The 25,508-nt window shown below is 69.9% G+C and carries 23 protein-coding genes, 2 tRNA genes and 1 pseudogene; 18 read left to right on the top strand and 8 right to left on the bottom strand.

Annotated features, from left to right (window positions below; translation table 11 throughout):
* Positions 1-196 precede the first annotated feature (196 nt).
* Both AC3WXD_RS28430 and AC3WXD_RS28425 read left to right on the top strand, forming a co-directional pair.
* Positions 197-272, top strand: a tRNA-Glu gene (locus tag AC3WXD_RS28430).
* A gap of 82 nt (positions 273-354) precedes the next feature.
* Positions 355-431: transfer RNA gene (locus AC3WXD_RS28425), tRNA-Asp, on the top strand.
* 79 nt (positions 432-510) lie between these two features.
* Here AC3WXD_RS28425 and AC3WXD_RS28420 read toward each other — a convergent pair.
* Positions 511-2,154 (bottom strand): HAMP domain-containing histidine kinase, encoded by a 1,644-nt coding sequence (locus tag AC3WXD_RS28420; RefSeq protein ID WP_020205423.1) that lies wholly within the window; start codon positions 2,152-2,154, stop codon positions 511-513.
* A gap of 58 nt (positions 2,155-2,212) precedes the next feature.
* On the opposite strand from AC3WXD_RS28420, the gene AC3WXD_RS28415 reads away from it, so the two are divergent.
* Both AC3WXD_RS28415 and AC3WXD_RS28410 read left to right on the top strand, forming a co-directional pair.
* A complete protein-coding gene (locus AC3WXD_RS28415) occupies positions 2,213-2,818 on the top strand; it encodes a response regulator transcription factor (protein WP_020205424.1) in 606 nt (201 codons plus the stop codon).
* Between the two features lie 141 nt (positions 2,819-2,959).
* Entirely contained in the window at positions 2,960-3,625 is a 666-nt protein-coding gene (locus AC3WXD_RS28410; RefSeq protein ID WP_020205425.1) for a DUF746 domain-containing protein, read from the top strand.
* Between the two features lie 64 nt (positions 3,626-3,689).
* Here the strand turns inward: AC3WXD_RS28410 and AC3WXD_RS28405 are convergent.
* Positions 3,690-4,592: pseudogene (locus AC3WXD_RS28405) on the bottom strand (LysR family transcriptional regulator); the annotation flags it as partial.
* A gap of 292 nt (positions 4,593-4,884) precedes the next feature.
* Between AC3WXD_RS28405 and AC3WXD_RS28400 the strand changes: the two are divergent.
* Positions 4,885-5,628: a DUF3047 domain-containing protein gene (locus tag AC3WXD_RS28400; protein ID WP_492325142.1), complete on the top strand. Its 744-nt coding sequence runs from the start codon at positions 4,885-4,887 to the stop codon at positions 5,626-5,628.
* 24 nt (positions 5,629-5,652) lie between these two features.
* Here the strand turns inward: AC3WXD_RS28400 and AC3WXD_RS28395 are convergent, their stop codons facing one another.
* The 5 genes from AC3WXD_RS28395 to AC3WXD_RS28375 all read right to left on the bottom strand — a co-directional run bounded on the left by AC3WXD_RS28395 (position 5,653) and on the right by AC3WXD_RS28375 (position 8,909).
* Positions 5,653-6,069, bottom strand: a complete 417-nt coding sequence (locus tag AC3WXD_RS28395; RefSeq protein ID WP_492325141.1) for a type II toxin-antitoxin system VapC family toxin — start codon at positions 6,067-6,069, stop codon at positions 5,653-5,655.
* Entirely contained in the window at positions 6,056-6,292 is a 237-nt protein-coding gene (locus tag AC3WXD_RS28390) for a FitA-like ribbon-helix-helix domain-containing protein (protein WP_020205429.1), read from the bottom strand. Before AC3WXD_RS28390 ends, AC3WXD_RS28395 begins: the two co-directional genes overlap by 14 nt.
* 120 nt (positions 6,293-6,412) lie before the next feature.
* Positions 6,413-7,396, bottom strand: a complete 984-nt coding sequence (locus AC3WXD_RS28385) for a tripartite tricarboxylate transporter substrate binding protein (protein WP_059412114.1) — start codon at positions 7,394-7,396, stop codon at positions 6,413-6,415.
* 53 nt (positions 7,397-7,449) lie between these two features.
* Positions 7,450-7,728, bottom strand: a complete 279-nt coding sequence (gene catC, locus AC3WXD_RS28380; protein WP_020205431.1) for a muconolactone Delta-isomerase — start codon at positions 7,726-7,728, stop codon at positions 7,450-7,452.
* A gap of 62 nt (positions 7,729-7,790) precedes the next feature.
* On the bottom strand, positions 7,791-8,909 hold the full coding sequence (locus tag AC3WXD_RS28375) for a muconate/chloromuconate family cycloisomerase (protein WP_492325140.1): 1,119 nt from the start codon (positions 8,907-8,909) through the stop codon (positions 7,791-7,793).
* 145 nt (positions 8,910-9,054) lie between these two features.
* Here AC3WXD_RS28375 and AC3WXD_RS28370 point away from each other — a divergent pair, with 145 nt between their 5' ends.
* Positions 9,055-9,984: a LysR family transcriptional regulator gene (locus AC3WXD_RS28370; RefSeq protein ID WP_492325139.1), complete on the top strand. Its 930-nt coding sequence runs from the start codon at positions 9,055-9,057 to the stop codon at positions 9,982-9,984.
* Positions 9,985-10,472: 488 nt separating this feature from the next.
* Here AC3WXD_RS28370 and AC3WXD_RS28365 read toward each other — a convergent pair whose 3' ends face one another.
* Entirely contained in the window at positions 10,473-11,177 is a 705-nt protein-coding gene (locus AC3WXD_RS28365; RefSeq protein WP_020205434.1) for a FadR/GntR family transcriptional regulator, read from the bottom strand.
* A 422-nt stretch (positions 11,178-11,599) separates the two neighbouring features.
* On the opposite strand from AC3WXD_RS28365, the gene AC3WXD_RS28360 reads away from it, so the two are divergent.
* The 12 genes from AC3WXD_RS28360 to gabD all read left to right on the top strand — a co-directional run bounded on the left by AC3WXD_RS28360 (position 11,600) and on the right by gabD (position 25,434).
* On the top strand, positions 11,600-12,847 hold the full coding sequence (locus AC3WXD_RS28360; RefSeq protein ID WP_492325138.1) for a branched-chain amino acid ABC transporter substrate-binding protein: 1,248 nt from the start codon (positions 11,600-11,602) through the stop codon (positions 12,845-12,847).
* A 167-nt stretch (positions 12,848-13,014) separates the two neighbouring features.
* Positions 13,015-13,956 carry a branched-chain amino acid ABC transporter permease gene (locus tag AC3WXD_RS28355; RefSeq protein WP_020205436.1) on the top strand — a complete coding sequence of 314 codons (942 nt, stop codon included), beginning with the start codon at positions 13,015-13,017 and terminating at the stop codon, positions 13,954-13,956.
* Between the two features lie 2 nt (positions 13,957-13,958).
* Complete coding sequence (locus AC3WXD_RS28350) at positions 13,959-15,323, top strand: branched-chain amino acid ABC transporter permease (RefSeq protein ID WP_492325137.1); 1,365 nt, start codon at positions 13,959-13,961, stop codon at positions 15,321-15,323.
* Complete coding sequence (locus AC3WXD_RS28345; protein ID WP_492325136.1) at positions 15,320-16,090, top strand: ABC transporter ATP-binding protein; 771 nt, start codon at positions 15,320-15,322, stop codon at positions 16,088-16,090. The genes AC3WXD_RS28350 and AC3WXD_RS28345 overlap by 4 nt, the downstream gene beginning before the upstream one ends.
* Positions 16,087-16,827 (top strand): ABC transporter ATP-binding protein, encoded by a 741-nt coding sequence (locus AC3WXD_RS28340; protein ID WP_020205439.1) that lies wholly within the window; start codon positions 16,087-16,089, stop codon positions 16,825-16,827. Before AC3WXD_RS28345 ends, AC3WXD_RS28340 begins: the two co-directional genes overlap by 4 nt.
* Entirely contained in the window at positions 16,824-17,648 is an 825-nt protein-coding gene (locus AC3WXD_RS28335) for an SDR family NAD(P)-dependent oxidoreductase (RefSeq protein ID WP_492325135.1), read from the top strand. The genes AC3WXD_RS28340 and AC3WXD_RS28335 overlap by 4 nt, the downstream gene beginning before the upstream one ends.
* Positions 17,649-17,726: 78 nt before the next feature.
* Entirely contained in the window at positions 17,727-19,916 is a 2,190-nt protein-coding gene (locus tag AC3WXD_RS28330; RefSeq protein WP_492325134.1) for an alpha-ketoacid dehydrogenase subunit alpha/beta, read from the top strand.
* A 59-nt stretch (positions 19,917-19,975) separates the two neighbouring features.
* Positions 19,976-20,464, top strand: a complete 489-nt coding sequence (locus AC3WXD_RS28325) for a VOC family protein (protein WP_492325133.1) — start codon at positions 19,976-19,978, stop codon at positions 20,462-20,464.
* Between the two features lies 1 nt (position 20,465).
* A complete protein-coding gene (locus AC3WXD_RS28320) occupies positions 20,466-21,704 on the top strand; it encodes a pyruvate dehydrogenase complex dihydrolipoamide acetyltransferase (RefSeq protein WP_492325132.1) in 1,239 nt (412 codons plus the stop codon).
* A gap of 31 nt (positions 21,705-21,735) precedes the next feature.
* Positions 21,736-23,115, top strand: coding sequence for a dihydrolipoyl dehydrogenase (gene lpdA / locus AC3WXD_RS28315; protein WP_492325160.1), 1,380 nt, complete (start codon positions 21,736-21,738; stop codon positions 23,113-23,115).
* Between the two features lie 30 nt (positions 23,116-23,145).
* Positions 23,146-23,886 carry an SDR family NAD(P)-dependent oxidoreductase gene (locus AC3WXD_RS28310; RefSeq protein ID WP_492325131.1) on the top strand — a complete coding sequence of 247 codons (741 nt, stop codon included), beginning with the start codon at positions 23,146-23,148 and terminating at the stop codon, positions 23,884-23,886.
* 99 nt (positions 23,887-23,985) lie between these two features.
* A complete protein-coding gene (gabD, locus tag AC3WXD_RS28305) occupies positions 23,986-25,434 on the top strand; it encodes an NADP-dependent succinate-semialdehyde dehydrogenase (protein WP_492325130.1) in 1,449 nt (482 codons plus the stop codon).
* Positions 25,435-25,508: the final 74 nt, after the last annotated feature.

The following is a 25,508-nucleotide window of genomic DNA, read 5'->3' as shown; positions in this document are numbered from 1 at the left end:
GAACAGCGCCGGCGGGAACGGCAGGTACGGGCGCTGCGGCGGCGCGCGGAAGCACGCCGCCGAAGCGCCTGGTGCCGCGCGTGTCGCGCGCGCGTTTTTTGCATTTCGATGAATAAACGCTTCACAGCCGCAATGAAGGGCGCTACAATTGCGCCCCTCGCGACATGAAACCGCAAGGTGTTGCAAGCAGGTTCATGTCCCCTTCGTCTAGAGGCCTAGGACATCACCCTTTCACGGTGAGTACAGGGGTTCGAATCCCCTAGGGGACGCCAGTTTCGAAGGCATGCCAGTCACTCATGGCAGCTTCGGCAAGCGCGTCGGAGGCCGGTATCGTCCGGTTTCCGCAGCCAATGTGGAGCGGTAGTTCAGTTGGTTAGAATACCGGCCTGTCACGCCGGGGGTCGCGGGTTCGAGCCCCGTCCGCTCCGCCACAAGAAAATGCCCGCCGCCAGGCGGGCTTTTTTTTCGCCCTCCGTTTTTCCCTTCCTCGCGTTGCCGCCGCCGGCGGCTTCAGCCGCCGGCGCCGTCCAGCCCGCGCGGCAGCCGCACGTCGAAGCACGAGCCCTGCCCTTCCTTGCTGCTCACGCGGATCTCGCCGCGGTGCAGGTCCACCGCCAGCTTGACCAGATACAGGCCCACGCCCGCGCCGGCCGTGCCGGCCACGTTGGCGCCGCGCACGAAGCGCTCGAAGATATGGCCGCGGTCCTTGTCCGGGATGCCCATGCCGCGGTCGGCCACCGACACGCTGACGGTGTCCGCGTCGCCGCGCACGCGCACGGTGACTGGCGTGCCGGCGGCCGAATACTTGATGGCGTTGCCGATCAGGTTGCTGAAGGCCTGGAACAGCAGCTTGGCGTCGCCGTGGAAGATCTCCGCCACGCCGGGATCGACGATCTCCTCGATCACGGCCGCCGGCGAGCTCTCGCGGTGCATCTCGCAGACTTCGTGCACCAGCAGGCTGAGCGAGAAATCCACGCCGCGCAGCGTGGCCAGGCGGCCACCGTCGAGCAACTGCGAAGAATCGAGCAGATGGTCGATCAGGCTGGTCATGCGCCGCACCGCGCCGCGGATGCGCCCGCAGCGCTCGGCCAGCACCTCGGCCGACGGGCTTTCCTTCATGCGCATCAGGCGCTGCGCGTGGCCGTCGATCACGTTGAGCGGCGTGCGGAACTCGTGCGAGGCCATCGAGACGAAATTGCGCTGGAGCATGGCCATGCGCCGCTCGTTTTCCAGCGTGTCCTGCAGCATGGTGGTCTGCGCGGCCAGCGCGGCCTTGCTGCGCTCGAGCTCCAGCGTGTTGTCGCGAAAGCGCACCACCGCGCGCGCGATCTCGCCGATCTCGTCGCGGCGCCCGGCGCCCGGTATGTCGACGTGCGGGTCGTTGTCGGTGATGCGGTGCATGCGCTCGACTAGCGCCGCGATCGGGTTGGACACTGCCCGCACCAGGTAGGCCACCGCGGCGATCACCAGGCAGCACGACACCAGGATGGCGCCGGCGATCAGGCGCTGCGCCTCGCGGTAGGCGTCGGCCTCGCGCTCGGTCGCCGCGGCCGCGCCGGCCACGTTGCGCTCGGTCAGCGTGCCGAGCGTGCCGTTGGCGCGCTCGAACGCATGGCGCGACTCGCCGCGGTACAGCGCCACCGCCGGCGCGGTGTCCTTGCGGTAGGCCAGCGCCACCACGTCGTCCACGCACTGGCGGTAGGCGGCCCATTGCGCCATGAACTGCTCGTAGAGCGCCTGCTCGGCCGGGTCGTGCGCGATCTTGCCGTAGCGCCCCTCCACCTCGCGGATCACGTCGTCCAGCCGGGCGATCTGCGCCTGCGCCGCGCGCAGGTCGGCGCCGGTGGTGGCGATCAGGGCATCGCCCTCGAAGGCACGGTAGTCGGAAATATAATTGTTGAGGTCGCCGAGGATGCGGTTGCTCTGCAGCCAGCGCCCGCTGATCTGCGCCGACACGCTGTGGAAGTTGCTCAGGCGGTTGATGCCGAACAGGCCCACGCCGGCCACCAGCAGCAGGAACAGCACGAACACGAGCGACAGCCGCACGCGGATCGGCCGCAGCATCGGCACCGAATCGGGCAGCCCGGCCAGGCGCCGCCCGAGCCCGCGGCGCACGCGCCGGCCGCCCGGCGCCGGCTGAATCGGGTGATTCATGAGACTGTCATCCTGGAAATCGCTTACGCTCTGCCCGCCCGCACCACCGAGGAACGCCATGCACGACGCCAGCCGCAAGATACTCTGCATCGAGGACGATGCCGAAACGGCCGCCCTGATCGCCGAGGAACTGGTCGAGCGCGGCTTCGACGTGAGCATCGCGCATGATGGCGAGCAGGGCCTGGCCAGCATCCTGCGCGACGCGCCGGACCTGGTGCTCTGCGACGTGAGTATGCCAGTGATGACCGGCTTCGAACTGCTGGAGAAGATCGCCGCGCTGGCGCCGCGCTTCGCCGACATGCCGTTCGTGTTCCTCACCGCGCTGGCCCAGCGCGAGGCCGAGCTGCGCGGCCGCCGGCTCGGCGCCGACGACTACGTGACCAAGCCGGTGGACTTCGACATCCTCACCAGCATCGTCGAGACGCGGCTGGCGCGCGTGGCGCGCACGCGGCACGGCCTGCCCGACGTGCAGTTGAGCGAGCGCGAGGTGGAGGCGCTGGTCTGGTCCGCGCGCGGCAAGACCTCCGGCGAGATCGCCACCATCCTCGGGCTGTCCAAGCGCACGGTGGACTTCCATATCGACAACGCGCGCCAGAAGCTCGGTGTGGCCACGCGCATCGAGGCGGTGGTCAAGGCGGCCTCGGCCGGCATCATCAAGCCCTAGCGCGGCACAGCGGCCCGGCAAGGCGGCCCGGCGGCACCGCCCACTGTGATCAATCACAGTTTCGGGCCGACCCCATCCCCCATAGAATCTGCCCACTTTCATCGCTCCCGGAGCCTGGGCCGGTTTGCCCGCGCCGACGTTATGAGCAGATTCGCCCCTCCCCGGCCGTCACTGGCCGACCTCGGCAGCGCGCCGCCGCCCGCGCGCGAACCGCGCCGCGCGACCACGCTGATCCATATCGGCGCGCGCGCCGCCAATGCCGCCGGCGACGAAGCCCTGGCCGACTACCTGATGGCCGCCTGGCGCCGCCTGCACGTGGCCAGCCGCCGCGCGCCGCGCTGCCCGCGCTGCGGCGCGGGCGCGGCCTTCCACAGCACCGACGAGGGCGGCCTGCCGCAGTTCCAGTGCTCCGGCTGCCGCCAGCCGTTCACGCGCCTGACCGGCACGCCGATGGGACGCCTGCGCCTGGGCGACAAGGCCGAAGCGTTCTTCCATCTGGTGTCGCACCAGATCACCACGGCGGAAGCCGCGCGGCGGCTGCTCATCAAGAGCGAGACCGTCAAGCACTGGTCGCTGCAGACGCGCCTGTGGCTGCTCGCGCTCGATCCCACCGGCGCGTGGGAACGCCGCGTCCTGCTCGGCGTGCGCTACGCGGTGCTGCCGGAGGGCGACCCCGTGAAGCCGCTGGCCGCGTCGCCCGCGTGCCGCTGCGCGGTGGCCTCCGACGACAGCGACGCGCTCGCGGAAATGGAAAGCCCGCCGCTGCTGGTGCGCGTGTGCCCGGCGTGCGAGCTGAAGGCGCACTGACTTTTCCCCCTTTTTCCGTCGACATCCGCCGCGCGCCGAACCGGCGGCGCCGCGCGCGGCGCTAGTCGCCCGTCCGCGCGCCGGCGGTCTCGAACACCTCGCGCAGCCACTGCGCGAACACGCGCACGCGCGACGAAAGCTGGCGGTTATGCGAATACAGCACCGACACCGACATCGGCGGCGGCGGCAACTGCGGCAGCACCACGCGCAGGCGCCCGTCGGCCAGTTCGCCGGCCACGCGGTAGCGCGGCACCTGCACCAGCCCGAGCCCCGCGACCGACGCGCCCGTGTAGAGATCGGCCCCGGTGACGGACACCGTGCCCGGCAGTTGCACGGCGCTCACGCGGCCGTCCACGGTGAATTCCAGCGGCACCACCCTGCCGGTGGCGCTCGAGATGTAGTTGACCGCGCGATGCGTGGCCAGCGCCTCCAGGTCCGCCGGCTCGCCATGCCGGGCCAGGTAGGCGGGGCTGGCCACGGTGACTTGCTCGAGCAGCGCCACGCGCCGCCCCACCATCGACGAGTCCTGCAGGTTGCCCGCGCGCAGCACGCAGTCCACGCCTTCGCGCACGAGGTCCACGAGGCGGTCGTCCTCGCCGATATGCACTTCCAGCTCCGGGTACTGCGCGAGGAAATCCGGCAGCGACGGCACCACGAAATGCCGCGCCAGCGTGCCTTGCAGGTTCACGCGCAGCAGCCCCTTCGGCGCGGTGTTGCGGAACGACCCCTCGGCTTCCTCGAGGTCGGCGATCAGGCGCACGCAGCGCCGGTAGTAGGCCTCGCCGTCGTGCGTGAGGCGCACCGTGCGCGTGGTGCGCTCCAGCAGCCGCGTGCCGATGCGGCGCTCCATGCGCTTGATCAGGTTGGTGATGGTGGCGCGCGGGATGCGCAGGTCCTCGGCGGCCTGGGTAAAGCTCTGGCGCTCGGCGATGCGCACGAACGCCTGCATTTCCTGGAAGCGGTCCATCGCGGTGGCGGTCAATTATTGAGGAAGATGGAGCAATGATACCAATTCCCGGCCGATTATCCATTCACCGGAATGGTCCATGACCCGACACCGGCCGGGTCAACGGCCAGATCCCGCGCGCCGGCGGCGGCATCGCCTGAGCGCCGTCGCGCGCGCGGCAAGCCATCGCAGACCCCGGGGCGGGCCGCGCGCGTCCCGCCGGCCCGCGGCCGGGAGCCGCGCCGGGCCGGACAAACCCCGGGCCGCCTGCCTACAATGAAACTCCCATCACACCGCCGGCCAGCCCCCGCACATGACCATGCACCGCGCATCGAGGCGGCTTCTGGCCGGCCTGCTGGCCTGCGGCCTGCCGCTGTGGGCCGCCGCGCAGGCCGCGCCGCCCGGCGTGGCGTTCTCCACGGACACGCCGGGCGGCGCGCTGCCGGCCGGCTGGAAGAACCTGCCGGTGGCGCGCGGCAAGATGACCACGCGCTACAGCCTGGTGGCCGACGGCAACGTCACGGTGCTGGAAGCCAGCGCCGACGCCTCCGCCTCGGCGCTGATGCACGACGGCGACATCGATCTCGCCGCCACGCCCCGGGTGAGCTGGCGCTGGAAGATCGAGCAGCCCGTCGACAACGCCGACAACCGCGTGGCCGCGCAGGAAGACGCGCCCGCGCGGCTGCTTTTCCTGTTCGACGGCGACAAGGAAAAACTCTCGCTTGGCGACCGCGCCGCCATGCAGCTCGCGCACACGCTGGCCGGCGAAGACCTGCCCTATGCCACGCTGATGTACATCTGGTCCGACAGCGTGCCGGTGGGCACCATCCTCGACAACCCGCACACCTCGCGCGTCAAGATGATCGTGGTATCGGGCGGCCCCGGCGACGTCGGCAAGTGGCTGTCCCTGAGCCGCAACGTGGCGCAGGACTACGAGCGCGCCTTCAAGGAAGCACCGGGCAAGCTCACCGCCTACGGCCTGCTCACCGATACCGACAACACCGGCGCGGTCGCGCGGGCGTGGTATGGGGATGTCCGGTTTTCGGCGGGGAAATAGCGCAGCAGGCGAAAGCGGGGGGATTTACGCGAAGGGGTTCAGCAAGCGAGCGCCGCAGCCCGCGAAGTCATCGACATTGCGGGTCACGACCGTGAGGTCATGCACCAGCGCCGTCGCCGCAATCAGCTTGTCCAGCGCATGCTCCGCGCGCGGTACGCGCAGGCGGCCCCAGACCTGACTGACGACATCGTCGATGGGCAAGATCCGCTCTGCGAATTCGCTCAACACGGACTCGAGCCAGGCCCCCAGAGCGGCAAACTGCGCGGTATCTCCGCGATGCCGGATCAACTCGACGCCACGCTGCAGTTCGCCGACCGTGACCACGGAGAGAAACAAAGCGGACTCTCGTTGCGCGGCCTCGCGGAAAAAGTCTCGCACCCCCGGGTTGGCGCGCTCGCGCTTGCGCGCTTCGCTGATGACGTTGGTATCAATCAAATACATGGACGGCCCCGGACGACGGATCGAGCCGCTCGAAATCGCTGTCCTCGCCGACATCCGGCATGCTGGCCAGGATGTCGGCAAAGCTCCTGCGCCGGGTTGCCGACAGGGCCTGCGCGAGGATCTCGCGGTGTTCCGCCTCTGCGCTGCGCCCGTGCGCGGCGGCGCGCTCGCGCAGCCGCTGCACCAGTGCCTCGTCAATCCCGCGAACCAGGAGAGTGGCCATGATTTCCCCTTCCGATACTGTCACGCAAGAACGATAGCACTGCTATCAACAAGGGGCAATCGGCGCACCGCCAGGAAACACGGTACCCGCCGAGAAGAGGCGGAAGCGCCACTCAAATGATCAATCCGCGTGAATCCCCCGCTCCCGGATCAGCTTGCCCCACTTCTGCGTTTCCTCGGCGAGGTGCTTGCCCAGTTGCGCCGGCGTGCTGCCGATCGGCTCGGCGCCGATGCCGGCCAGGCGCGTGCGCACCGACGGCCTGGCCAGCGCGGCGACCATCGCCTGGTTCAGGCGCGCGATCACCTCGGGCGGCGTGCGGGCCGGCACGAAGGCGGCGAACCACGGCGACAGGTCGTAGCCCTTGACGCCGGCCTCGGCCATCGTGGGCACGTTGGGCAGCGTGGTGGAGCGCCTGGCGGTCGTCACCGCGATGGCCGTGAGCTTGCCGGAGTCGATGTGCGGCTTGGCCGAGGTGATGCTGTCGAACATGTAGTCGACCTGCCCGCCGAGCAGGTCGGTCATGGCCGGGCCGCTGCCCTTGTAGGGCACGTGCAGCATCCTGACGTCGGCAAGCGAGGTGAACAGTTCGCCGGCGAGGTGGATCGAGGTGCCGTTGCCGGCGGAGGCGTAGGTGTACTTGTCCGGGTTGGCGCGCGCGGCGGCGATCAGGTCCGGCACCGTGGCGGGCAGCTTCCTGGCCTTGTTGGTGACCAGCACGTTGGGCACCACCGCCAGCAGCGAGACCGGCGCGAAGTCCTTGACCGGGTCGTAGTTCAGGCGCCCGTACAGCGCCGGGTTCACCGCCATGCCGTTGGCCACGATGATGAGCGTGTAGCCGTCCGCGGGCGAGCGCGCCACCATCTCGGCGCCGATGTTGCCGCCCGCGCCGGGGCGGTTTTCCACCACGATGGCCTGCCCGAGCGAGGCCGACATTTCCTCGCCCAGCGTGCGGGCGATATTGTCCATCGCGCCGCCGGCCGGGAACGGCACGACCCAGCGGATCGGCTTGTCGGGCCAGGCGGCATGGGCCGCGGGGACGGCGGCCAGGGTAGCCAGTGCGCAGGCGGCGCCGACGGCGAGGTTGCGCAGGAATGGCAGGCGCATCGAAGTCTCCTCTTGGGATTTATTGAATTTATCGGGTCCGGCGCGCGGCGGCGCTACCGGATCGACGACGGATGCTGCGCCAGCGGCGTGACGTGGATGGCCATGTACGGGAACAGCGGCAGGCCGGACAGCATCGCGTGCAGCGCATCGTTGCTTTCGGCGTCGAACACGCTGTAGTTGGCGTACTCGCCCACCACGCGCCAGATGTGCGGCCATTTGCCCTGGCGCTGGAGGTCCTGCGAATAGGCCTTCTCGCGCGCCTTGATCTCGTCGGCCAGCGCGGCCGGCATGTCGGCCGGCAGCTTCACGTCCATTCTCACCAGGAAAAGCATGTCGTCGTCCTTGTCTTGTCATGTCGACGCGCATCGATGCGCATCGACGGGTTTCGGCGCGCTCAGGCGCGGCGGTAGTGGGCCAGCTTGTCCTCGTCCAACGCCAGGCCCAGGCCCGGGCCGGGCGGCAGGTGCAGCGCGAAGTCGCGGTATTCGGGGCGCGCGGTCACGATGTCGTCCTTGAGCAGCAGCGGGCCGAACAGCTCGGTGCCCCAGGCCAGCCGCGGCAGCGTGACGAAGCCGTGCGCGGCGGCGATGGTGCCCACGCTGCCTTCGAGCATGGTGCCGCCGTACAGCGCGATGCCGGCGGCGTCGCCCACCGCGGCGGTGCGCAGCATCTCGTAGATGCCGCCGGACTTGGAGATCTTCAGCGCGAACACGTCGGCCGCGGCCTGGCGCGCCAGCTCCATCGCGTCCTCCGGGCCGCACACCGCCTCGTCGGCCATCACCGGCACCACGAAGCGCGCCGCCAGGCGCGCCAGCGCGCCGCGCTGCTCGCGCGGCACCGGCTGCTCCACCAGGTCGATGCCGGCGGCTTCCAGCATGGCGATGCCGGTGGCGGCCTCGGCCTCGTTCCAGGCCTGGTTGACGTCCACCGTCACGCGCGCGCGCTCGCCCAGCGCGCGCTTGATGGCCGAGACGTGCGCCACGTCCTCGCGCACCGGGCGGCGGCCGATCTTGAGCTTGAAGGTATTGTGGCGGCGCGCCGCCAGCAGCGATTCGGCCTCTTCGATGTCGCGGCCGGTGTCGCCGCTGGCCAGCGTCCACAGGCAGGCCAGGCTGGGACGCACCGCGCCGCCCAGCAGCGCCGACACTGGCAGGCCCAGGCGCTTGCCCTGCGCGTCGAGCAGCGCCGACTCCAGCGCCGACTTGGCGAAGCGGTTGCCGCGCGCCACCGAGCCCAGGCGCTGCATGGCGGCGTGGACGTTGCTCGCGTCGAGCCCGGCCAGCGCGGGCGCCAGGTAGGTGTCGATGGTCAGCTTGATGCCTTCGGGACTTTCGTCGCCGTAGCTCAGGCCGCCGATGGTGGTGGCCTCGCCGATGCCCTCGATGCCGTCGCTGCAGCGCAGCCGCACGATCACCAGGGTCTGGCGCTGCATGGTGGTCATGGCCAGCTGGTGGGCACGGATGGTGGGCAGGTCGACCAGGATGGCTTCGACGGAGGTGACGGTGGCTTTCATGCTTGCGTGACTACCTTGATGTCCGCCGGGCCTGCGGAGGGGGAGTGGCCCGGATTCGCTGCACGCAGTATCCGGCTTGACATCGGGGGTGTCCAAGACCGAGTATGTCCCGATCCATACCTTTAGAGTATAGAAAGGAGGCGCCGTGGAGCTTCGCCACCTGCGCTATTTCCAGGCCGTCGCGGAAGAACTCAACTTCACCCGCGCGGCCGAGCGCCTGCATATCGCCCAGCCGCCGCTGTCGCGCCAGATCCGCCAGCTGGAAGACGAGATCGGCACGGTGCTGCTGGACCGCTCCTCGCGCGCGGTGCGGCTCACCGAGGCGGGCCGCTTCCTGCTGGAACAGTCGCTGCAGCTCGGCCAGCGCATCGACGAGATCGTGGAAGGCACGCGGCGCATCGGCCGCAACGAGAAGCGCTGGTTCGGCATCGGCTTCGTGCCGTCGGTGCTGTACGGCTTCCTGCCCGAGCTGATCCGGCTGGTGCGCGGCTCCGACGCGGCGCTGGAGGTAGGGCTGTCCGAGCTCACCACGGTGCAGCAGCTAGAAGCGCTCAAGGCCGGCCGCATCGATATCGGCTTCGGCCGCATCGTGCTGGACGACCCCGCCATCACCCGCACCGTGGTGATGGCCGAACCGCTGATGGTGGCCGTGCCCGGCGGCCACCCCGCGCTGGAGCGCCCGCCCATGACGCCCGACCAGCTCGCCGCCCACCCGTTCGTGCTCTACCCCGCGCGCCCGCGGCCCAGCTACGCCGACCACGTGCTGGCGCTGTTCCGCACGCGCGGCCTGCAACTGCGCGTGGCGCAGGAAGCCAACGAACTGCAGACCGCCATCGGGCTGGTAGCCGCCGGGCTGGGCATCTGCCTGGTGCCGGCGTCGGTGCAGCGGCTGCACCGCGACGACGTGGCCTACATGCCCATCAACGCGCCCGGCTTCACCTCGCCGGTGATGATGAGCTACCGCACCGACGACCGCTCCGCGCTGCTGGCCGAAGTGATCGCTCGCGTGGGCAAGCTGGCCGGACGCGGCGCCGAAACTGCTGCGGTGCGCAAAAAAGCGCCATTTATCCCATGAACGGGTGATGCGCGCCCGCCGGCCGGTTTGGAAAGAGGAAGAGAGAAGAAACCAGAACAACAAGGACCCCGGGACAAGCACGATGTCCCCACCCCTCGCACGCCCGCGCCCCGGTCCACCACGCCCACCACGAAAACACGAGAATGCTATGTCGTGGCCGCCCAAACCGGTAACGGCAGATGGCCGAGCAAGCAGTGCACTCGCCATCATAGGTCTGACTACGAAACCAACACCACCAGCAAAGTCGTGGCCGCCAGAACCGGTAACGGCAGGATGCCAGCAGAACCACCAACCCCACCACGAAACCACCAACAACCAGAAACCCCAACGTTTCTGCCCCTGCCGGCCAGGCAGTCCGCTTTCTTGGCCTACTTTCTTTTCGGACAAAAGAAAGTAGGTCGCGCCGGGGGCGCGAAAGCCTTTGACTTTGACGTTCAGCAGTTGAAGTTAATCCTTTGACCTTGACCTTGAAGCCAAAGCCTTCAACCTCACCCCTTCAAATACATATTCAACCTCTTAGCCGCATTCCGCAAATGCGTCTCCGCCGCTTCCGCCGCGCGCTCCGCATCCCCCGCCACGATCGCCTCGTAGATCGCCTTGTGCTCGTCCTGCACCGCCTCGACAAGATTGGCGTGATGACTCTTGGTATTGCTCCTGGCCTGCCGGATCACGCGCCGCGCGCCGTGTTCGAGATGCTCGCTCAGCGCCTGGAAATGCGGGTTGTGGGTGGCCTCGACGATGGCCTGGTGAAAAGCGAAATCCTCCTCGTCGCCGAGCCGGTCGTTGGCGATCTCGTATTCCATGCCGATCAGCGCGCGCCGGATCCGCTTGAGGTCCTCGGGCGTGCGGCGCATGGCCGCGAAGCGGGTGGCGGCCACCTCGATCGTCACCAGCAGTTCCATCACCATCGCCAGCGAGTCTTTCTCGTCGATGGCCACGTCCTGCATGCGGAACGCCTGGCGCTGGCTGCGCTCGGTCACGAACACACCGCTGCCGGCCTTGGGCGCGACCAGGCCTTCCGACTTGAGCTGCGACAGCGCCTCGCGCACCACCGCGCGGCTCACGGAAAACTGCTCGCACAGCACGCGCTCGCTCGGCAGGCGGTCGCCCACGGCGAACTCGCCCGTCTGGATCGCGTGGATCAGGCGCCTGGCGATTTCGTCGGGCAGGTGCCTGGGCTCGGGATGGAACATGGTTCCCTCCGGGCGCTGGGTCAACGGTGGCGAGGCACCGGTCACGGTCTTGTTCACTGCTTGCTCCCTGGCGTCAGCCGCCCCGCGGCTGCGCATGATTCTTGAATTGGCCTTACAGGTCAATGTAGCACGTCTTGATCGGGGTGAAACGTGCGGAATGCCCCGACACGGCGCCTGCGGCCATTTCCCCCGGCTTCCCGCCAAGCCAACCCATACAACGGAAAGCGGCAATGACGACGGTTCCTTGAGGCAAGCGCCGGCTACGCCTTGGTAGAAACCCTCACAGCGCGCACTTCGCCGTTGACGGCTTCCGCGCATCTCCCTATAGTAAACCTGTCAGACCACTTTAACCACAGGTCAGACCGCCACGGCGGACCCATCCCAGCGGCCCCGGACGATCCCAACAAGATAAGGAGACACTCATGAGCGGTAGCCGCATCCCCCGTCCTTTGTTCGCAGCCGCGGCGCTTTGCCTGCTGGCCGGCGCGGCATCGGCGGCGCCGGTGAAGGTCGCGCTGGTCGAGACGCTGTCCGGGCCGCAGGCCTCCACCGGCCTGATGTTCCGCGCGGCGGCGCGCTATGCGATCGACAAGATCAACGCCGCCGGCGGCTGGAACGGCGAGCCGCTGCAACTGGTCGAGTACGACAACCAGGGCGGCCCGGCCGGCGCCGCCGACAAGCTCAAGGCCGCGGTGGCGGACGGCGCGCAGATCGTCATGCAGGGCTCGTCGTCGGCGGTGTCGGGCCAGATCACCGAGGACGTGCGCAAGTACAACCTGCGCAATCCGGGCAAGGAAATCCTGTTCATGAACGTCGGCGGCGAAGCGATGGAGCTGACCGGCGAGAAGTGCCACTTCTACCATTTCAAGTTCGCCACCAACGCGCAGATCCGCGTCAAGGCGCTGGTCGGCGCCATGAAGCCGCTGCACGCGCTGGGCACGCGCGTGTACGCGATCAACCAGAACTACTCGTGGGGCGCCGACATGGAGAAGGCGACCATCGACTACGCCGGCCCCGGCGGCTACACGGTGGTGGAGAAAACCCTGCACGACGTCAACAAGGTGCAGGACTTCTCGCCCTACGTGGCCAAGATCGCCGCGGCCAAGGCCGACAGCGTCATCACCGGCAACTGGTCCAACGACCTGCTGCTGCTGATGAAGGCCAGCAAGGCCGCCGGGCTGAAGACGCGCTTCGCCACGGTGTTCCTCGACCAGCCCGGCAACATCGGCAACGCCGCCGACGTGGCGCTCGGCCACTTCGTCGCCCATCCGTTCAACGCCGAGGCCAGCGGCGCCGACAGCGAGCGCTTCGCCAACGACTTCAAGGCCAGGCAGGGCCACATGCCCGCCTACATCGAGCCGCAGACCGTGTTCGCGGTGGAGATGCTGGGCGAGGCCCTCAAGACGGTCAAGCCCGAAGGCGGCAAGCTCAACACCAGCGCGCTGGCCAAGGCGCTCGAAGCGGCCCGCATCAAGACCTCGATGGGCGAGATGAGCATGCGCGCGGCCGACCACCAGGTGCTGCTGCCGATGGTGGTGTCGGAAGTCTCCAGGGACGCCAGGTTCAAGGTGGACGGCACCGACATGGGCTTCAAGCCGGTCAAGACCTTCTCCGCGGCCGAGGCCGCCACGCCGCCGCAGGCCAGCTGCAAGATGCAGCGCCCCGGCTGATCCGCCGCCTTCGCCCGGCACTCCGCCAGCACTCCGCCAGCACTCCGCCAGCACCACACCAGCAAGACCGGCCCGGCTCCCGCCCTCCCGGCGCGGACCGGGCCGGACGCGGCCGGCCGCATCGCGCACCGCCGCGCGCCGCACCGGCTCGTTCCAAGGAAGCCTTCATGGAATATCTCATCGTCTCACTGCTCAACGGCGCCATCTACGGCCTGCTGCTGTTCATGGTGTCGGCAGGGCTGACGCTCATCTTCGGCATGATGGGCGTGCTCAACTTCGCCCACGCCTCGTTCTACATGCTGGGCGCCTACTTCGCCTACGCGCTGCAGGGCACGCTCGGCTTCTGGCCCGCCATCGTGGTCTCGCCGGTCCTGGTCGGCCTGGTCGGGGTGGCGGTGGAGCGCTTCTTCCTGCGCCGCGTGCACCACCACGGCCACGCGCACGAGCTGCTGCTGACCTTCGGCCTGTCGTTCATCATCGCCGAGCTGATCAAGCTGTTCTTCGGCAACTTCCCGGTGGACTACCGCATCCCGGCGGCGCTGGACTTTGCCGCGTTCCGGCTGGGCGCCTCGGCCTATCCGTTCTACCGCGTGTTCATGGGCGCCATCGCGCTGGCCATGTTCGCCGTCATCTACCTGCTGCTCACGCGCACGCGGGTCGGCATCGTGGTGCGCTCGGCCATCTACAAGCCGCGCATGGCCGAAGCGCTCGGCCACAACGTGCCGCTGGTCTTCATGGGCGTGTTCGGCATCGGCGCGGCGCTGGCGGGCCTGGCCGGCGCGGTGGCCGGCGCGTTCTACACCACCAACCCCAACATGGCGCTGGAGCTCGGCGTGATGGTCTTCGTGGTGGTGGTGGTCGGCGGCCTCGGCTCGCTCGGCGGCGCCATGCTGGCGTCGCTGCTGATCGGGCTGATCACGTCGTTCTCGGTCGGCATCGACCGCAGCCTCGCCGACCTGCTCGCGCTGGTTGGCGCGGGCGCCTGGGCCGAGGACGTCGGCGGCCTCTTGACCCTCAAGCTCTCCAGCCTGGCCGGGACCATCCCGTTCGCGCTGATGCTGCTGATTCTGCTGGTGCGTCCGTCCGGGCTGATGGGCGAGAAGGAGTAAGCATGACCCAAGTCCCCCATTCCCCGCGCCTGCCGCGCGCCACGCCCGCCACGCACGCCGCGCCCGTTCCCCGGCTGTCGCCGGCGCAGAAGATCCTGCTGCTGCTCGGCACCGCCGCGCTGGTGGCGCTGCCGCTGGTGCTGTCGCCGTCGCTGGTCAACGCCTCGATCCAGATGCTGATCGCCGTGCTGTTCGCCGCCGCCTTCAACCTGCTCAGCGGCCAGGGCGGCATGCTCTCGTTCGGCCACGCGGCCTACTTCGGCATCGGCAGCTTCGCCACCGTGCACGCCATGAACGCCTTCGGCGGCAACGGCCTGCTGCCCACCCCGCTGCTGCCGCTGGCCGGCGGCGCGATGGGCCTGCTGGCCGGGCTGGCCGCCGGCTGGTTCGCCACCAAGCGCACCGGCGTGTACTTTGCCATGATCACGCTGGCGCTGGCCGAGCTGCTGCATTCGCTGGCGCCGCACCTGAAGGGCTGGTTCGGCGGCGAGGCCGGCCTGTCCACCATGCGCATGCCGACCTGGGGCCTGAGCTTCGGCGACAGCAACCAGGTCTATTACCTGACGCTGGCCTGGGTGCTGCTGTCGCTGGCGCTGCTGTACCTGTTCACGCTCACGCCGGTGGGGCGCCTGACGCTCGGCCTGCGCGAGAACGCCAACCGCCTGCGCTTTCTCGGCTACGACACGCACCGCCTGGGCGTGCTGGTGTTCGCGGTCTCGGCCATGTTCGCCGGTATTGCCGGCGCGCTGCAGGCCATCAACATGGAGGCGGCCAACTACGTGGTGTTCGAGTCCTCGGCCTCGGCCGCCGTGGTGCTCAACAGCTACATCGGCGGCGTGAAGCTCTTCCTCGGGCCGGCGCTCGGCGCGGCGGTGATGACGTTCTTCGGCTACGCGGTGTCGGACCTGACGCGCTCGTGGCTGCTGTACCAGGGCATCGTGTTCGTGCTGGTGATGCTGTTCATGCCCACCGGCCTGGCCGGGCTGATCCAATCCTTCGTCACCCACGGCAAGACCTACGGCCTGCGCGCGCTGCTGCCGGTCACGCTGGCCTATCTCGTCGGCACGCTGCTGCTGGCCTGCGGCACGGTGTTCACGGTGGAGATGCTGCAGCGCTTCTTCTCGCAGGACTACCGCTCGATGGCTTCCCTCAACGGCGGCGCCGGCTGGCCCGCGATCCCGCTGTTCGGCCGCGAGTGGGACCCGGTCTCGCCGCTGACCTGGCTGGTGCCGGCGGCGCTGCTGCTGGCCGGCATCGCCACGGCGCGGCTGGCCAATGGCCGCTGGCTGCGGCTGAAGGAGGCCGCGCCCGCCGCCGGGACGGAAGCCGCCGGCGCCGCCACCACCGCCCGGAGGACCCCCGCATGAGCACGCGCATGAACACCGAACCGATCCTTTCCCTGCGCGGACTGCGCAAGTCCTTCGGCGACATCGACATCATCCGCGGCGTGGACCTCGACCTCATCGGCGGCGAGCGGCATGCATTGATCGGCCCCAACGGCGCCGGCAAGTCCACGCTGTTCCACCTGATCTCCGGGCGCCTGCCGCTCACGCGCGGCGAGATCGTGCTGGGCGGCGAGCCGATCCAGGGCTTGTCGCCGCAGCAGATCAACCACCGCGGCCTGGCGCGCTCGTTCCAGATCACCAACATCTTCGCCGGCCTGAGCGTGTACGAGAACCTGCGCCTGGCCGTGATGCGGCGCCACGGCCTGCAATACACGCTGTGGAAATTCGCCCACAAGCTGCGCGCGGTGCGCGACGAAACCATGCACCTGCTCGGGCAGGTGCGGCTGGCCGCGCGCGCGCAGGACACCGCCGGCGAGCTGTCGTACTCGGAGCAGCGCTCGCTGGAGATCGCCATGACGCTGGCCTCGGACCCCAAGGTCATCATGCTCGACGAGCCGATGGCCGGCATGTCGCAGGAAGAGACCGACTACACCGCCGGCCTGATCCGCGAGATCGCGCAGGGCCGCACGCTGCTGATCGTGGAGCACGACATGGACGTGGTGTTCGCGCTCAGCGACCGCATCAGCGTGCTGGTCTACGGCGAGATCGTGGCCACCGGCACGCCCGACGAGATCCGCAACAACGCCCGCGTCAAGGAAGCCTACCTGGGCGAGGAGGTCAGCGTATGAGCACGCCATCCATGCAGAACGAGAGCGGCGCCCCGCTGCTCGCCGTGCAGGGCCTGCACGCGCACTACGGCAAGAGCCACATCCTGCACGGCGTGGATTTCCACGTCGGCCACGGCGAGGTGGTCAGCCTGCTGGGCCGCAACGGCTCGGGCCGCTCCACCACGCTCAAGGCCATCATGGGCCTGGTGCCGCCGAGCGCGGGCGAGGTCAGGCTGCGCGGGCGCGACCTGGCCGGCGCGCAGTCCTACGCGATCTGCCGGCGCGGCATCGCCTACGTGCCGGAGGAGCGCGAGGTGTTCGCCAACCTGAGCGTGGACGAGAACCTGCGCATGGGCGAGCAGCGCGCCACCGAAGGCGCGCCGCAATGGACGCTCGAGCAGATGTTCGACTACTTCCCGCGCCTCAAGGAGCGCCGCAACACCAAGGCCGGCAGCCTCTCCGGCGGCGAGCAGCAGATGCTGACCATGTGCCGCTCGCTGCTGGGCAACCCGCTGGTGATCCTGATCGACGAGCCCACCGAGGGCCTCGCGCCCAAGATCGTGGCGGTGGTCGGCGAGGCCATCCAGGACATCCACCGGCGCGGCGTGTCGGTGGTGCTGGTCGAGCAAAAGCTCGCCATCGCGCTGAAGGTCTCCAGCCGCGTCTGCGTGATGGGCCACGGCCGCATCGTCTACGAAGGCACGCCCGCGCAACTCACTTCCAATACCCAACTTCTGAAGGACTGGCTAGCCGTATGAGCACCTCTTTGCCGACTGGATACCCCAACGCGCAACCGTTCGCGCGCGCCACCTACCCCGGCCTGGCCGGCAAGGCCGTGCTCAACACCGGCGGCGCCAGCGGCATCGGCCGCGCGATGGCGCACGGCTTCGCCCGCCACGGCGCGCGGCTGATGCTGCTGGACCTGGACGCGGACGGGCTGGCCACCACCCGCGCCGAGCTGGAAGCGGCGTATCCGGAAGCCCAGGTCGATACCGTGGTCGCCTCGATCACCGACCCCGACGCCGTCGAGCGAGCCTGCACCGCCACCGAGGCGCGCTTCGGCCGCATCGACATCCTGCTCAACAACGCCGGCATCTCGATGAACAAGCCCGCGCTGGAACTCACGCCCGAGGACTGGCGCCGCGCCATCGACATCGACCTGTCCGGCGTCTTCTACTGCGCGCAGGCGGCGGCGCGCCGCATGGCGCGCCAGGGCGGCGGCAACATCCTGAGCACCGCCTCGATGTGGGGCCTGGCCTCGTCGGCGCGGCGCCTGGCCTACTGCGCGGCCAAGGCGGGCGTGGTCTCGCTCACCAGGTCGCTGGCCGCCGAATGGGCCGAATACAACATCCGCGTCAACGCGGTGTGCCCCGGCTACACCAGCACCGCGCTGATGGAAACGCTGCTGGCGCGCGGCGCCATCGACGGCGAGGCGCTGCTCGCGCGCACGCCGCTGCGGCGCTTCGGCTCGCCCGACGAGATGGCCGAGGTGGCGCTGTTCCTGGCCTCGGACTCGGCCGCCTTCATCACCGGCCACGCGCTGGTCTCCGACGGCGGCTGGACCGCGGACGGCTTCTGAACGGCGCGCGGCGCCACCTCCCGCACACGACACCGAACACAACACGGCCGGCCACGACCGGCAACCGAGGATTCTCAAATGTCTGAACGTAGCGCCCTGCGCCCCGCCGCCGAATGGGTGGAACTGCGAGCCACCGACGAAGACTGGGCCCGCGCGGACCCGGCCCTGCTCGGCACGCTGCTGAGCCACCTGCACCTGATCCGCGGCTTCGAGGAAGCCGTGCTCGAACTCGCCGCCGAAGGGCTGGTCCACGGCCCGGCGCATTCCAGCATCGGCCAGGAAGGCGGCGCCGCGGGCTCCATCGTGCCGCTGACCGGCGCCGACCAGATCAACGGCTCGCACCGCGGCCACCACCAGTTCCTGTCCAAGGCGCTGGGCTACCTCGCGCCCGGCGGCATCGACCCGCGCGCGCCGCTGGCGGACGGCGTGCAGACGCTGCTGCAACGCACGCTGGCGGAGATCCTCGGCCTCGCGCAAGGCTACTGCAAGGGCCGCGGCGGCTCCATGCACCTGCAGTGGGCCGAGGCCGGCGCGCTCGGCACCAACGCCATCGTCGGCGGCGGCGTGCCGATGGCGGCCGGCGCGGCGTGGTCGCACCGCCACGCCGGCACCGACGCGGTGGCCATCACCTACTTCGGCGACGGCGCGGTCAACATCGGCTCGGTGCTGGAGACCATGAACCTGGCCGCGGCGTGGAAGCTGCCGCTGTGCTTCTTCATCGAGAACAACCGCTACGCGGTCTCCACCACGGTGGAAGAGTCCACCGCCGAGCCGCGCCTGTCGGCGCGCGGCATGGGCTTCAACATCCCGAGCTGGAAGGTCGACGGCATGGACCCGCTGGCGGTCTGGCTGGCCACGCAGGAAGCGCTCGCGCACATGCGCGCCGGCCGCGGCCCGACCGTGATCGAGGCGGACCTGTACCGCTTCTTCCACCAGAACGGCCCGTTCCCGGGCAGCGCCTTCGGCTACCGCAGCAAGGAAGAAGAGCAGCAATGGCGCGCGCGCGATCCGCTCGACCTGATGGCGCGCCGCATGCAGGAACGCAAGCTGATCAGCGCCGACGAGATCGCCGCGCTGCGCGAGCGCGTGCGCCAGGCCATGCGCGAAGCCGCCGCCGCGCTGACCGAGGCCGACCCGTCCGGCAAGGCCGGCAAGCGCCGCATCCGCCCCGAGCTGTGGCCGAGCCCGGATTTCCGCGACGTGGGCATCCGCGGCGACCTGTCCGAGCTGGAAGGCCTGCGCTGCGAGGAAGAAGCAGGCTTCGCCGGCAAGCTCGCGCCGCGCAAGTTCATCGACGTGGTGGCCGACGTCATGCACCGCCGCATGGAGACCGATGCGTCCGTGGTGGTGATGGGCGAGGACGTGCACCGCCTCAAGGGCGGCACCAACGGCGCCACGCGCGGCCTGCGCGACAGCTTCCCCGAGCGCGTGCTGGGCACGCCGATCAGCGAGAACGCCTTCGTCGGCCTCGGTGGCGGGCTGGCGCTGGACGGCCGCTACAAGCCGGTGGTGGAGTTCATGTACCCGGACTTCATGTGGGTGGCGGCCGACCAGGTCTTCAACCAGATCGGCAAGGCGCGCCACATGTTCGGCGGCCAGAGCGACGTGCCGCTGGTGCTGCGCACCAAGGTGGCGATGGGCACCGGCTACGGCTCGCAGCACTCGATGGACCCGGCCGGCATCTTCGCCACCAGCCCGGGCTGGCGCATCGTGGCGCCGTCCACGCCGTTCGACTACGTGGGCCTGATGAACACCGCGCTGGCCTGCAAGGACCCGGTGCTGGTGATCGAGCACGTCGACCTGTACAACGCCACCGGCGTGGGTCCGGTCGAGGACTTCGACTACCACCTGCCGGTGGGCAAGGCCGCCGTGCGCCGCAGCGGCGCGGAGCTGACCGTGCTCACCTACCTGTCGATGGTCGGCCACACGCTGGAAGCGGTGGAGCAGACCGGCATCGACGCCGAGGTCATCGACCTGCGCTGGCTGGACCGCGCCAGCCTGGACTGGGACACCATCGGGCAGAGCATCCGCAAGACCAACAACGTGCTGATCGCCGAGCAGGGCGCGCGCGGCACCTCCTATGGCGGCTGGCTGGCCGACGAGATCCAGCGCCGCTTCTTCGACTGGCTGGACCAGCCGGTGCAGCGCGTGAGCGGCGCGGAAGCCGCGCCCAGCATCTCCCGCGTGCTGGAGCGCGCCGCCGCCGCCCGCACCGAGGAAGTGGCCGAAGGCCTGCGCCAGGCCATGCGCGACAAGGGCGCGGCCTGAGCGCCGCCGCCCGGTACCCCGAGCACACCGAACACGCCAGACACAGCAAAGGAATTCCGATGAGCCTGAACATGATCGTCCCCCTGGAGGTCGGCATCGCCGTGCGCGACCTGCCGCGCATGCGCCGCTTCTACGAGCAGGTGCTGGGCCTGACCTTCGTCAGCGAAGTCGCCGTGCCCGCCGACAAGGCCGCGCAGGCCGCCATGCACGCCGCCGGCTACACCGCGGTGCGCCTGCAGACGCCCTACGGCGAACGCATCAAGCTGCTCGCGCCGGCCCGGGCGCCCGCGCCCGAGGCCGCGCCCGCCTACATCCTCGACAAGGCCAACGCCACCTACCTGACCTTCATCGTGGCGGACATCCAGGCCGTGGTCGACAAACTGCTGGCCGCCGGCGTGGAATTCCTCACCGGCCCGCAGCGCGTGGAAGTGCGCCCCGGCACCTACCTGGCCTTCTGCCGCGACCCCGAGGGCAACGTGCTCGAGATCGTGCAATACGCGGACATCGCGGCCTACCGCCCCGACCTGCACCAAGCGAGGACCGCCTGACATGGCCACCCTGTTGCGCATGCCCGAGGTGGCGGCCAATGCCACCCACGCCACGCTGCAAGCGTGGACCAGGAACGAAGGCGATGCCGTGGCCGTGGGCGACTGCATCGCCGAGATCGAGACCGACAAGGCCGTGGTCGAGCTCAACGCCGACACCGCCGGCGTGCTGGGCCGCCGCCTGGTCGCGGCCGGGCAGGACGTGGAAGTCGGCGCGCCGATCGGCGTGCTGCTCGCCGGCGGCGAGACCGGCGTGGACGTGGATGCGCTGATCGCCGCGGCTGGCGGTGCGCCGGCATCGCGGACGGAAGCGCCAGCGGAAACCGCCCCGCCCGCCGCTGTCGATGTTGCTGGCGGCAACGCAACGCAGGCCGCCCGCGTCTTCGCCAGCCCGCTGGCGCGCCGGCTGGCCGCGCAGCGCGGCCTCGACCTCGCCGCGCTACGCGGCAGCGGGCCGAACGGCCGCATCGTCAAGCGCGATGTCGAGCAGGCCGCGGCGGTTCCCGCGCCCGCGAGCGCGCCCCCGGTCGCGCCGCAGGTGCAGGCCAACACGCCGGCCACCGCCGCGTTCACCGAGATCCCGCACAGCAATATGCGCCGCACCATCGCGCGCCGGCTGGGCGAGAGCAAGTCCACCATCCCGCATTTCTACCTCACGGCGGACTGCCGCATGGAGCGCCTGCTGGCGCTGCGCGCGGAGATCAACGCCGCCGCGCCGCGCAAGATCTCGGTCAACGATTTCGTCGTGCGCGCCGTGGCCGTGGCGCTGCGCGAAGTGCCCGCCGCCAACGTCGGCTGGACCGACGCGGCCATGCGCCAGTACCACCAGGCCGACGTCGCCGTGGCGGTCTCCACCGACGCCGGGCTGATCACGCCCATCGTGCGCGCGGCCGACCAGAAGCCGCTGTCGCGCATCAGCGAGGAAATCGCCGACCTCGCCGCGCGCGCGCGCGCCTCGCAACTGCGGCCCGAGGAATACCAGGGCGGCAGCTTCAGCGTGAGCAACCTCGGCATGTTCGGCGTGTCCGAGTTCTCCGCCATCATCAACCCGCCGCAAGCCGCCATCCTCGCCGTGGGCGCCACGCAGGCGGTGCCGGTGGTCGAGGGCGGCGCGCTGCGCGCGGGGCAGGTGATGCGCTGCACGCTGTCGGTGGACCACCGCGCCATCGACGGCGCGCTGGCCGCGCAGTGGCTGGCCGCGTTCAAGCGCCTGCTGGAAAACCCGCTGGCAATGCTGATCTGAGGACCGCGACGTGGACAATGCCTCGTTTGACATGATCGTGGTCGGCGGCGGCCCGGGCGGCTACGTGGCCGCCATCCGCGCCGCGCAGCTCGGCATGAAGACCGCGCTGGTGGAGAAGGCGCAACTGGGCGGCATCTGCCTGAACTGGGGCTGCATCCCGACCAAGGCGCTGCTGCGCTCGGCCGACGTGCTGCGACTGGTGCGGGACGCGGCCGCCTACGGCATCAAGGTGGCGGCGCCGGCCGCCGACCTGCCCGCGATGGTGGCGCGCTCGCGCGCGGTGGCCGCCCAGCTCAACAAGGGCGTGACGGGCCTGATGAAGAAGAACGGCGTGACCGTGCTCGCCGGCCACGGCCGCCTCGCCGGCAAAGGCCGGCTGGACATCACCGCGCCGGATGGCAGGACGCGCACGGTATCGTCCGCGCACATCGTGCTCGCCACCGGCGCGCGCGCGCGCCAGTTGCCCGCGCTGCCCGCCGACGGCAAGACCGTGTGGAGCTACCGCGAGGCGCTGGCGCCGCCGGCGCTGCCGCGGCGCATGCTGATCGTGGGCGCCGGCGCCATCGGCATCGAGTTCGCCAGCTTCTACCACGCGGTCGGCGCGCACATGACGGTGATCGAAATGGCGGACCGCATCCTGCCGGTGGAAGACGCCGACATCTCCGCGCAGGTGGCAGGCAGCCTGGCGCGCGACGGCATCGTGCTGCATACGTCCACCGGCATCGCGCGGGCCGAACGCACCGGGGCCGGCTGGACGGTCACGCTGCAAGGCGGCAAGCCGGATGGCGCGAAAATCGAGGCCGACGTGGTGCTGGTGGCCGCCGGCATCGTCGGCAACGTGGAGGGCATCGGGCTGGAGAACACCGCGGTCAAGGTCGAGAAGACGCACATCGTCACCGACGGTTTCGGCCGCACGGCGGAGCCCGGCGTCTACGCCATCGGCGACGTGGCCGGCCCGCCGTGGCTCGCGCACAAGGCCAGCCACGAAGGCGTGATCTGCGTGGAGCACATCGCCGGGCGGCAGCCGCACGCGCTCGACCCCGCTCGCATTCCGGCCTGCACCTATAGCCATCCGCAGGTGGCCAGCGTGGGCCTGACCGAGGCGCAGGCGCGCGCGCGCGGCCACCAGATCCGGGTCGGCAGGTTCCCGTTCGCCGCCAACGGCAAGGCCATCGCGCTGGGCAGCACCGGCGGGCTGGTCAAGGTGGTGTTCGACGAAGGCAGCGGCGAGCTGCTCGGCGCCCACATGGTCGGCGACGAAGTGACCGAGATGATCCAGGGCTACGCCATCGCGCAGACGCTGGAAACCACCGAGGCCGACCTGATGGCCGCCGTGCTGCCCCACCCCACCATGTCCGAGGCCATGCACGAAGCGGTGCTGGCGGCCTACGGGCGCGCGCTGCATATCTGAAGCCGCGCCGCATTCCTGGAGAGACAAAGTATGTACAACTTCGACCAACGCACCCTGCTGCTGACCGGCGCCAATGGCGGCATCGGCCGCGAGACGGCCCGGCTGTTCCTCGCGCACGGCGCCAACCTCGTGCTGACCGACCTGGACGAAGCCGGCCTGGCCGGCTTCGCGCGCGAACTCGACCCCGCCGGCGAACGTATCGCCACGCTGCGCATGGACGCCGCCAGCCCCGACGACTGCGCGCGCGCCGTGGCGCTGGCGCAGGACCGCTTCGGCGGCATCGATTTCCTGGTGCCCTCGGCCGGCCTGTACCAGGCGCAGCCGGTCGCGGAGATGAGCGACGCGCAATGGCGCCAGACGCTGTCCATCAACCTCGACGGCGTGTTCTATCTTGTGCGCCGCGCCATTCCCGCGCTGCGCGAGAACAGCGCCATCGTCAACCTGACCTCGGTGGCGGCGCACCGCGGTGCTTACTACAATGCGCACTATGCAGCCTCCAAGGGCGGCCTGCTCAGCCTCACGCGCAGCCTGGCGCGGGAACTCGGGCCGCGCACGCGCGTCAACGCTGTATCGCCCGGCGTGATCGAGACCCCGATGACCACCGAGCTGATCCAGAAACGCGGCGCCGACTCCATCGAGCAGACCCCGCTCAAGCGCCTCGGCCACCCGCGCGAGATCGCCACCGCGATCGGCTTCCTGTGCAGCGACGCGGCCAGCTTCGTCACGGGCGAAGTGCTGCACGTCAACGGCGGCCTGTACATCGCCGGCTAAGGCAAGACGCGGCACGCGCCAGCGCGTGCGCGCGCATCCTGCTAATCTGCCGCCTGTGGCTCGCCGCCCATCCTCCCAACACCGCTACGGAACCAGACCATGCTGAACCTCCAAGACCCCTCCCTGCTGCGCCAGCAGTGCTATGTCGACGGCCGCTGGATCGACGGCGAGCGTCATATCGACGTCACCAACCCCGCCACCGGCGCGCGCGTGGCCCAGGTGCCGCAGCTCGGCGCCGATGAAACCCGCCAGGCCATCGAGGCCGCCAACCGCGCGCTGCCGGCATGGCGCGCGCGCACCGCCAAGGACCGCTCGGCGCTGCTGCGCAAGTGGTTCGAACTGCTGCTGGCCAACCAGGACGACCTGGCCCGCATCATGACCGCCGAGCAGGGCAAGCCGTTCGCCGAGGCGCGCGGCGAGATCGCCTACGCGGCCTCGTTCATCGAGTGGTTCGCCGAGGAAGGCAAGCGCGTCTACGGCGAGACCATTCCCGCGCCGGTCAGCAACCAGCGCATCGTCGTCACCAAGGAGCCGGTCGGCGTGTGCGCGGCCATCACGCCGTGGAACTTCCCGGCGGCCATGATCACGCGCAAGGCCGGCCCCGCGCTGGCGGCCGGCTGCACGATGGTGGTCAAGCCCGCCTCGCAGACGCCGCTGACCGCGCTGGCGATGGCGGTGCTGGCCGAGCGCGCCGGCATCCCCGCCGGCGTGCTGTCGGTGATCACCGGCTCGGCCGGCGCCATCGGCGGCGAGCTCAGCACCAACCCGCTGGTGCGCAAGCTCACCTTCACCGGCTCCACCGAAGTGGGCCGCACGCTGATGGCGCAGACCGCCTCCACCATCAAGAAGGTATCGATGGAACTGGGCGGCAACGCGCCCTTCATCGTCTTCGACGACGCCGACCTCGACGCCGCCGTGGAAGGCGCCATCGTCTCCAAGTACCGCAACGCCGGCCAGACCTGCGTCTGCGCCAACCGCCTGTACGTGCACAGCAAGGTCTATGACGCCTTCGCCGAAAAGCTGGTGGCCGCCGTGCGCGCGCTCAAGGTGGGCGACGGCATGGACGACGGCGTGCGCATCGGCCCGCTGATCGACGGCAAGGCCGTGGCCAAGGTCGAGGAACACATCGCCGACGCCCTCTCCAAGGGCGCGCGCGTGCTGGAAGGCGGCAAGCGCCATGCGCTGGGGCAGTCGTTCTTCGAGCCCACCGTGCTGGCCGACGTCAAGCCCAACATGCTGGTCGCGCGCGAGGAAACCTTCGGCCCGCTCGCGCCGCTGTTCCGCTTCGAGACCGAAGACGAAGTGGTGGCCCTCGCCAACGACACCGAGTTCGGCCTCGCCAGCTACTTCTACGCGCGCGACCTCGGCCGCGTATGGCGCGTGTCCGAGCGGCTGGAGTACGGCATGGTCGGCGTCAACACTGGCCTGATCTCCAACGAGGTCGCGCCGTTCGGCGGCGTCAAGCAATCGGGCGTGGGCCGCGAGGGCTCGCACTACGGCATCGAGGACTACCTCGTCATCAAGTACACCTGCATGGCGGGCATCTAAGCCGGCTGCGCACGGCGGGAGGACGCGCGTCCCTCCCGCTTTCTCCCCCTTTTCCCGTCTCTCCGTCTCCCCGT

The sequence above is a fragment of the Cupriavidus sp. FW216-B1 genome (assembly GCF_058789195.1).
This window is presented reverse-complemented; position numbering and strand designations above follow the sequence as displayed.

Bases quoted from the DNA above. Each gene is read 5' to 3' on its own strand.
- AC3WXD_RS28420 (WP_020205423.1), bottom strand. From the start codon at position 2,154: ATGAATCACCCGATTCAGCCGGCGCCGGGCGGCCGGCGCGTGCGCCGC.
- AC3WXD_RS28415 (WP_020205424.1), top strand. From the start codon at position 2,213: ATGCACGACGCCAGCCGCAAGATACTCTGCATCGAGGACGATGCCGAA.
- AC3WXD_RS28410 (WP_020205425.1), top strand. From the start codon at position 2,960: ATGAGCAGATTCGCCCCTCCCCGGCCGTCACTGGCCGACCTCGGCAGC.
- AC3WXD_RS28400 (WP_492325142.1), top strand. From the start codon at position 4,885: ATGACCATGCACCGCGCATCGAGGCGGCTTCTGGCCGGCCTGCTGGCC.
- AC3WXD_RS28395 (WP_492325141.1), bottom strand. From the start codon at position 6,069: ATGTATTTGATTGATACCAACGTCATCAGCGAAGCGCGCAAGCGCGAG.
- AC3WXD_RS28390 (WP_020205429.1), bottom strand. From the start codon at position 6,292: ATGGCCACTCTCCTGGTTCGCGGGATTGACGAGGCACTGGTGCAGCGG.
- AC3WXD_RS28385 (WP_059412114.1), bottom strand. From the start codon at position 7,396: ATGCGCCTGCCATTCCTGCGCAACCTCGCCGTCGGCGCCGCCTGCGCA.
- catC (WP_020205431.1), bottom strand. From the start codon at position 7,728: ATGCTTTTCCTGGTGAGAATGGACGTGAAGCTGCCGGCCGACATGCCG.
- AC3WXD_RS28375 (WP_492325140.1), bottom strand. From the start codon at position 8,909: ATGAAAGCCACCGTCACCTCCGTCGAAGCCATCCTGGTCGACCTGCCC.
- AC3WXD_RS28365 (WP_020205434.1), bottom strand. From the start codon at position 11,177: ATGTTCCATCCCGAGCCCAGGCACCTGCCCGACGAAATCGCCAGGCGC.
- AC3WXD_RS28360 (WP_492325138.1), top strand. From the start codon at position 11,600: ATGAGCGGTAGCCGCATCCCCCGTCCTTTGTTCGCAGCCGCGGCGCTT.
- AC3WXD_RS28355 (WP_020205436.1), top strand. From the start codon at position 13,015: ATGGAATATCTCATCGTCTCACTGCTCAACGGCGCCATCTACGGCCTG.
- AC3WXD_RS28350 (WP_492325137.1), top strand. From the start codon at position 13,959: ATGACCCAAGTCCCCCATTCCCCGCGCCTGCCGCGCGCCACGCCCGCC.
- AC3WXD_RS28345 (WP_492325136.1), top strand. From the start codon at position 15,320: ATGAGCACGCGCATGAACACCGAACCGATCCTTTCCCTGCGCGGACTG.
- AC3WXD_RS28340 (WP_020205439.1), top strand. From the start codon at position 16,087: ATGAGCACGCCATCCATGCAGAACGAGAGCGGCGCCCCGCTGCTCGCC.
- AC3WXD_RS28335 (WP_492325135.1), top strand. From the start codon at position 16,824: ATGAGCACCTCTTTGCCGACTGGATACCCCAACGCGCAACCGTTCGCG.
- AC3WXD_RS28330 (WP_492325134.1), top strand. From the start codon at position 17,727: ATGTCTGAACGTAGCGCCCTGCGCCCCGCCGCCGAATGGGTGGAACTG.
- AC3WXD_RS28325 (WP_492325133.1), top strand. From the start codon at position 19,976: ATGAGCCTGAACATGATCGTCCCCCTGGAGGTCGGCATCGCCGTGCGC.
- AC3WXD_RS28320 (WP_492325132.1), top strand. From the start codon at position 20,466: ATGGCCACCCTGTTGCGCATGCCCGAGGTGGCGGCCAATGCCACCCAC.
- lpdA (WP_492325160.1), top strand. From the start codon at position 21,736: ATGATCGTGGTCGGCGGCGGCCCGGGCGGCTACGTGGCCGCCATCCGC.
- AC3WXD_RS28310 (WP_492325131.1), top strand. From the start codon at position 23,146: ATGTACAACTTCGACCAACGCACCCTGCTGCTGACCGGCGCCAATGGC.
- gabD (WP_492325130.1), top strand. From the start codon at position 23,986: ATGCTGAACCTCCAAGACCCCTCCCTGCTGCGCCAGCAGTGCTATGTC.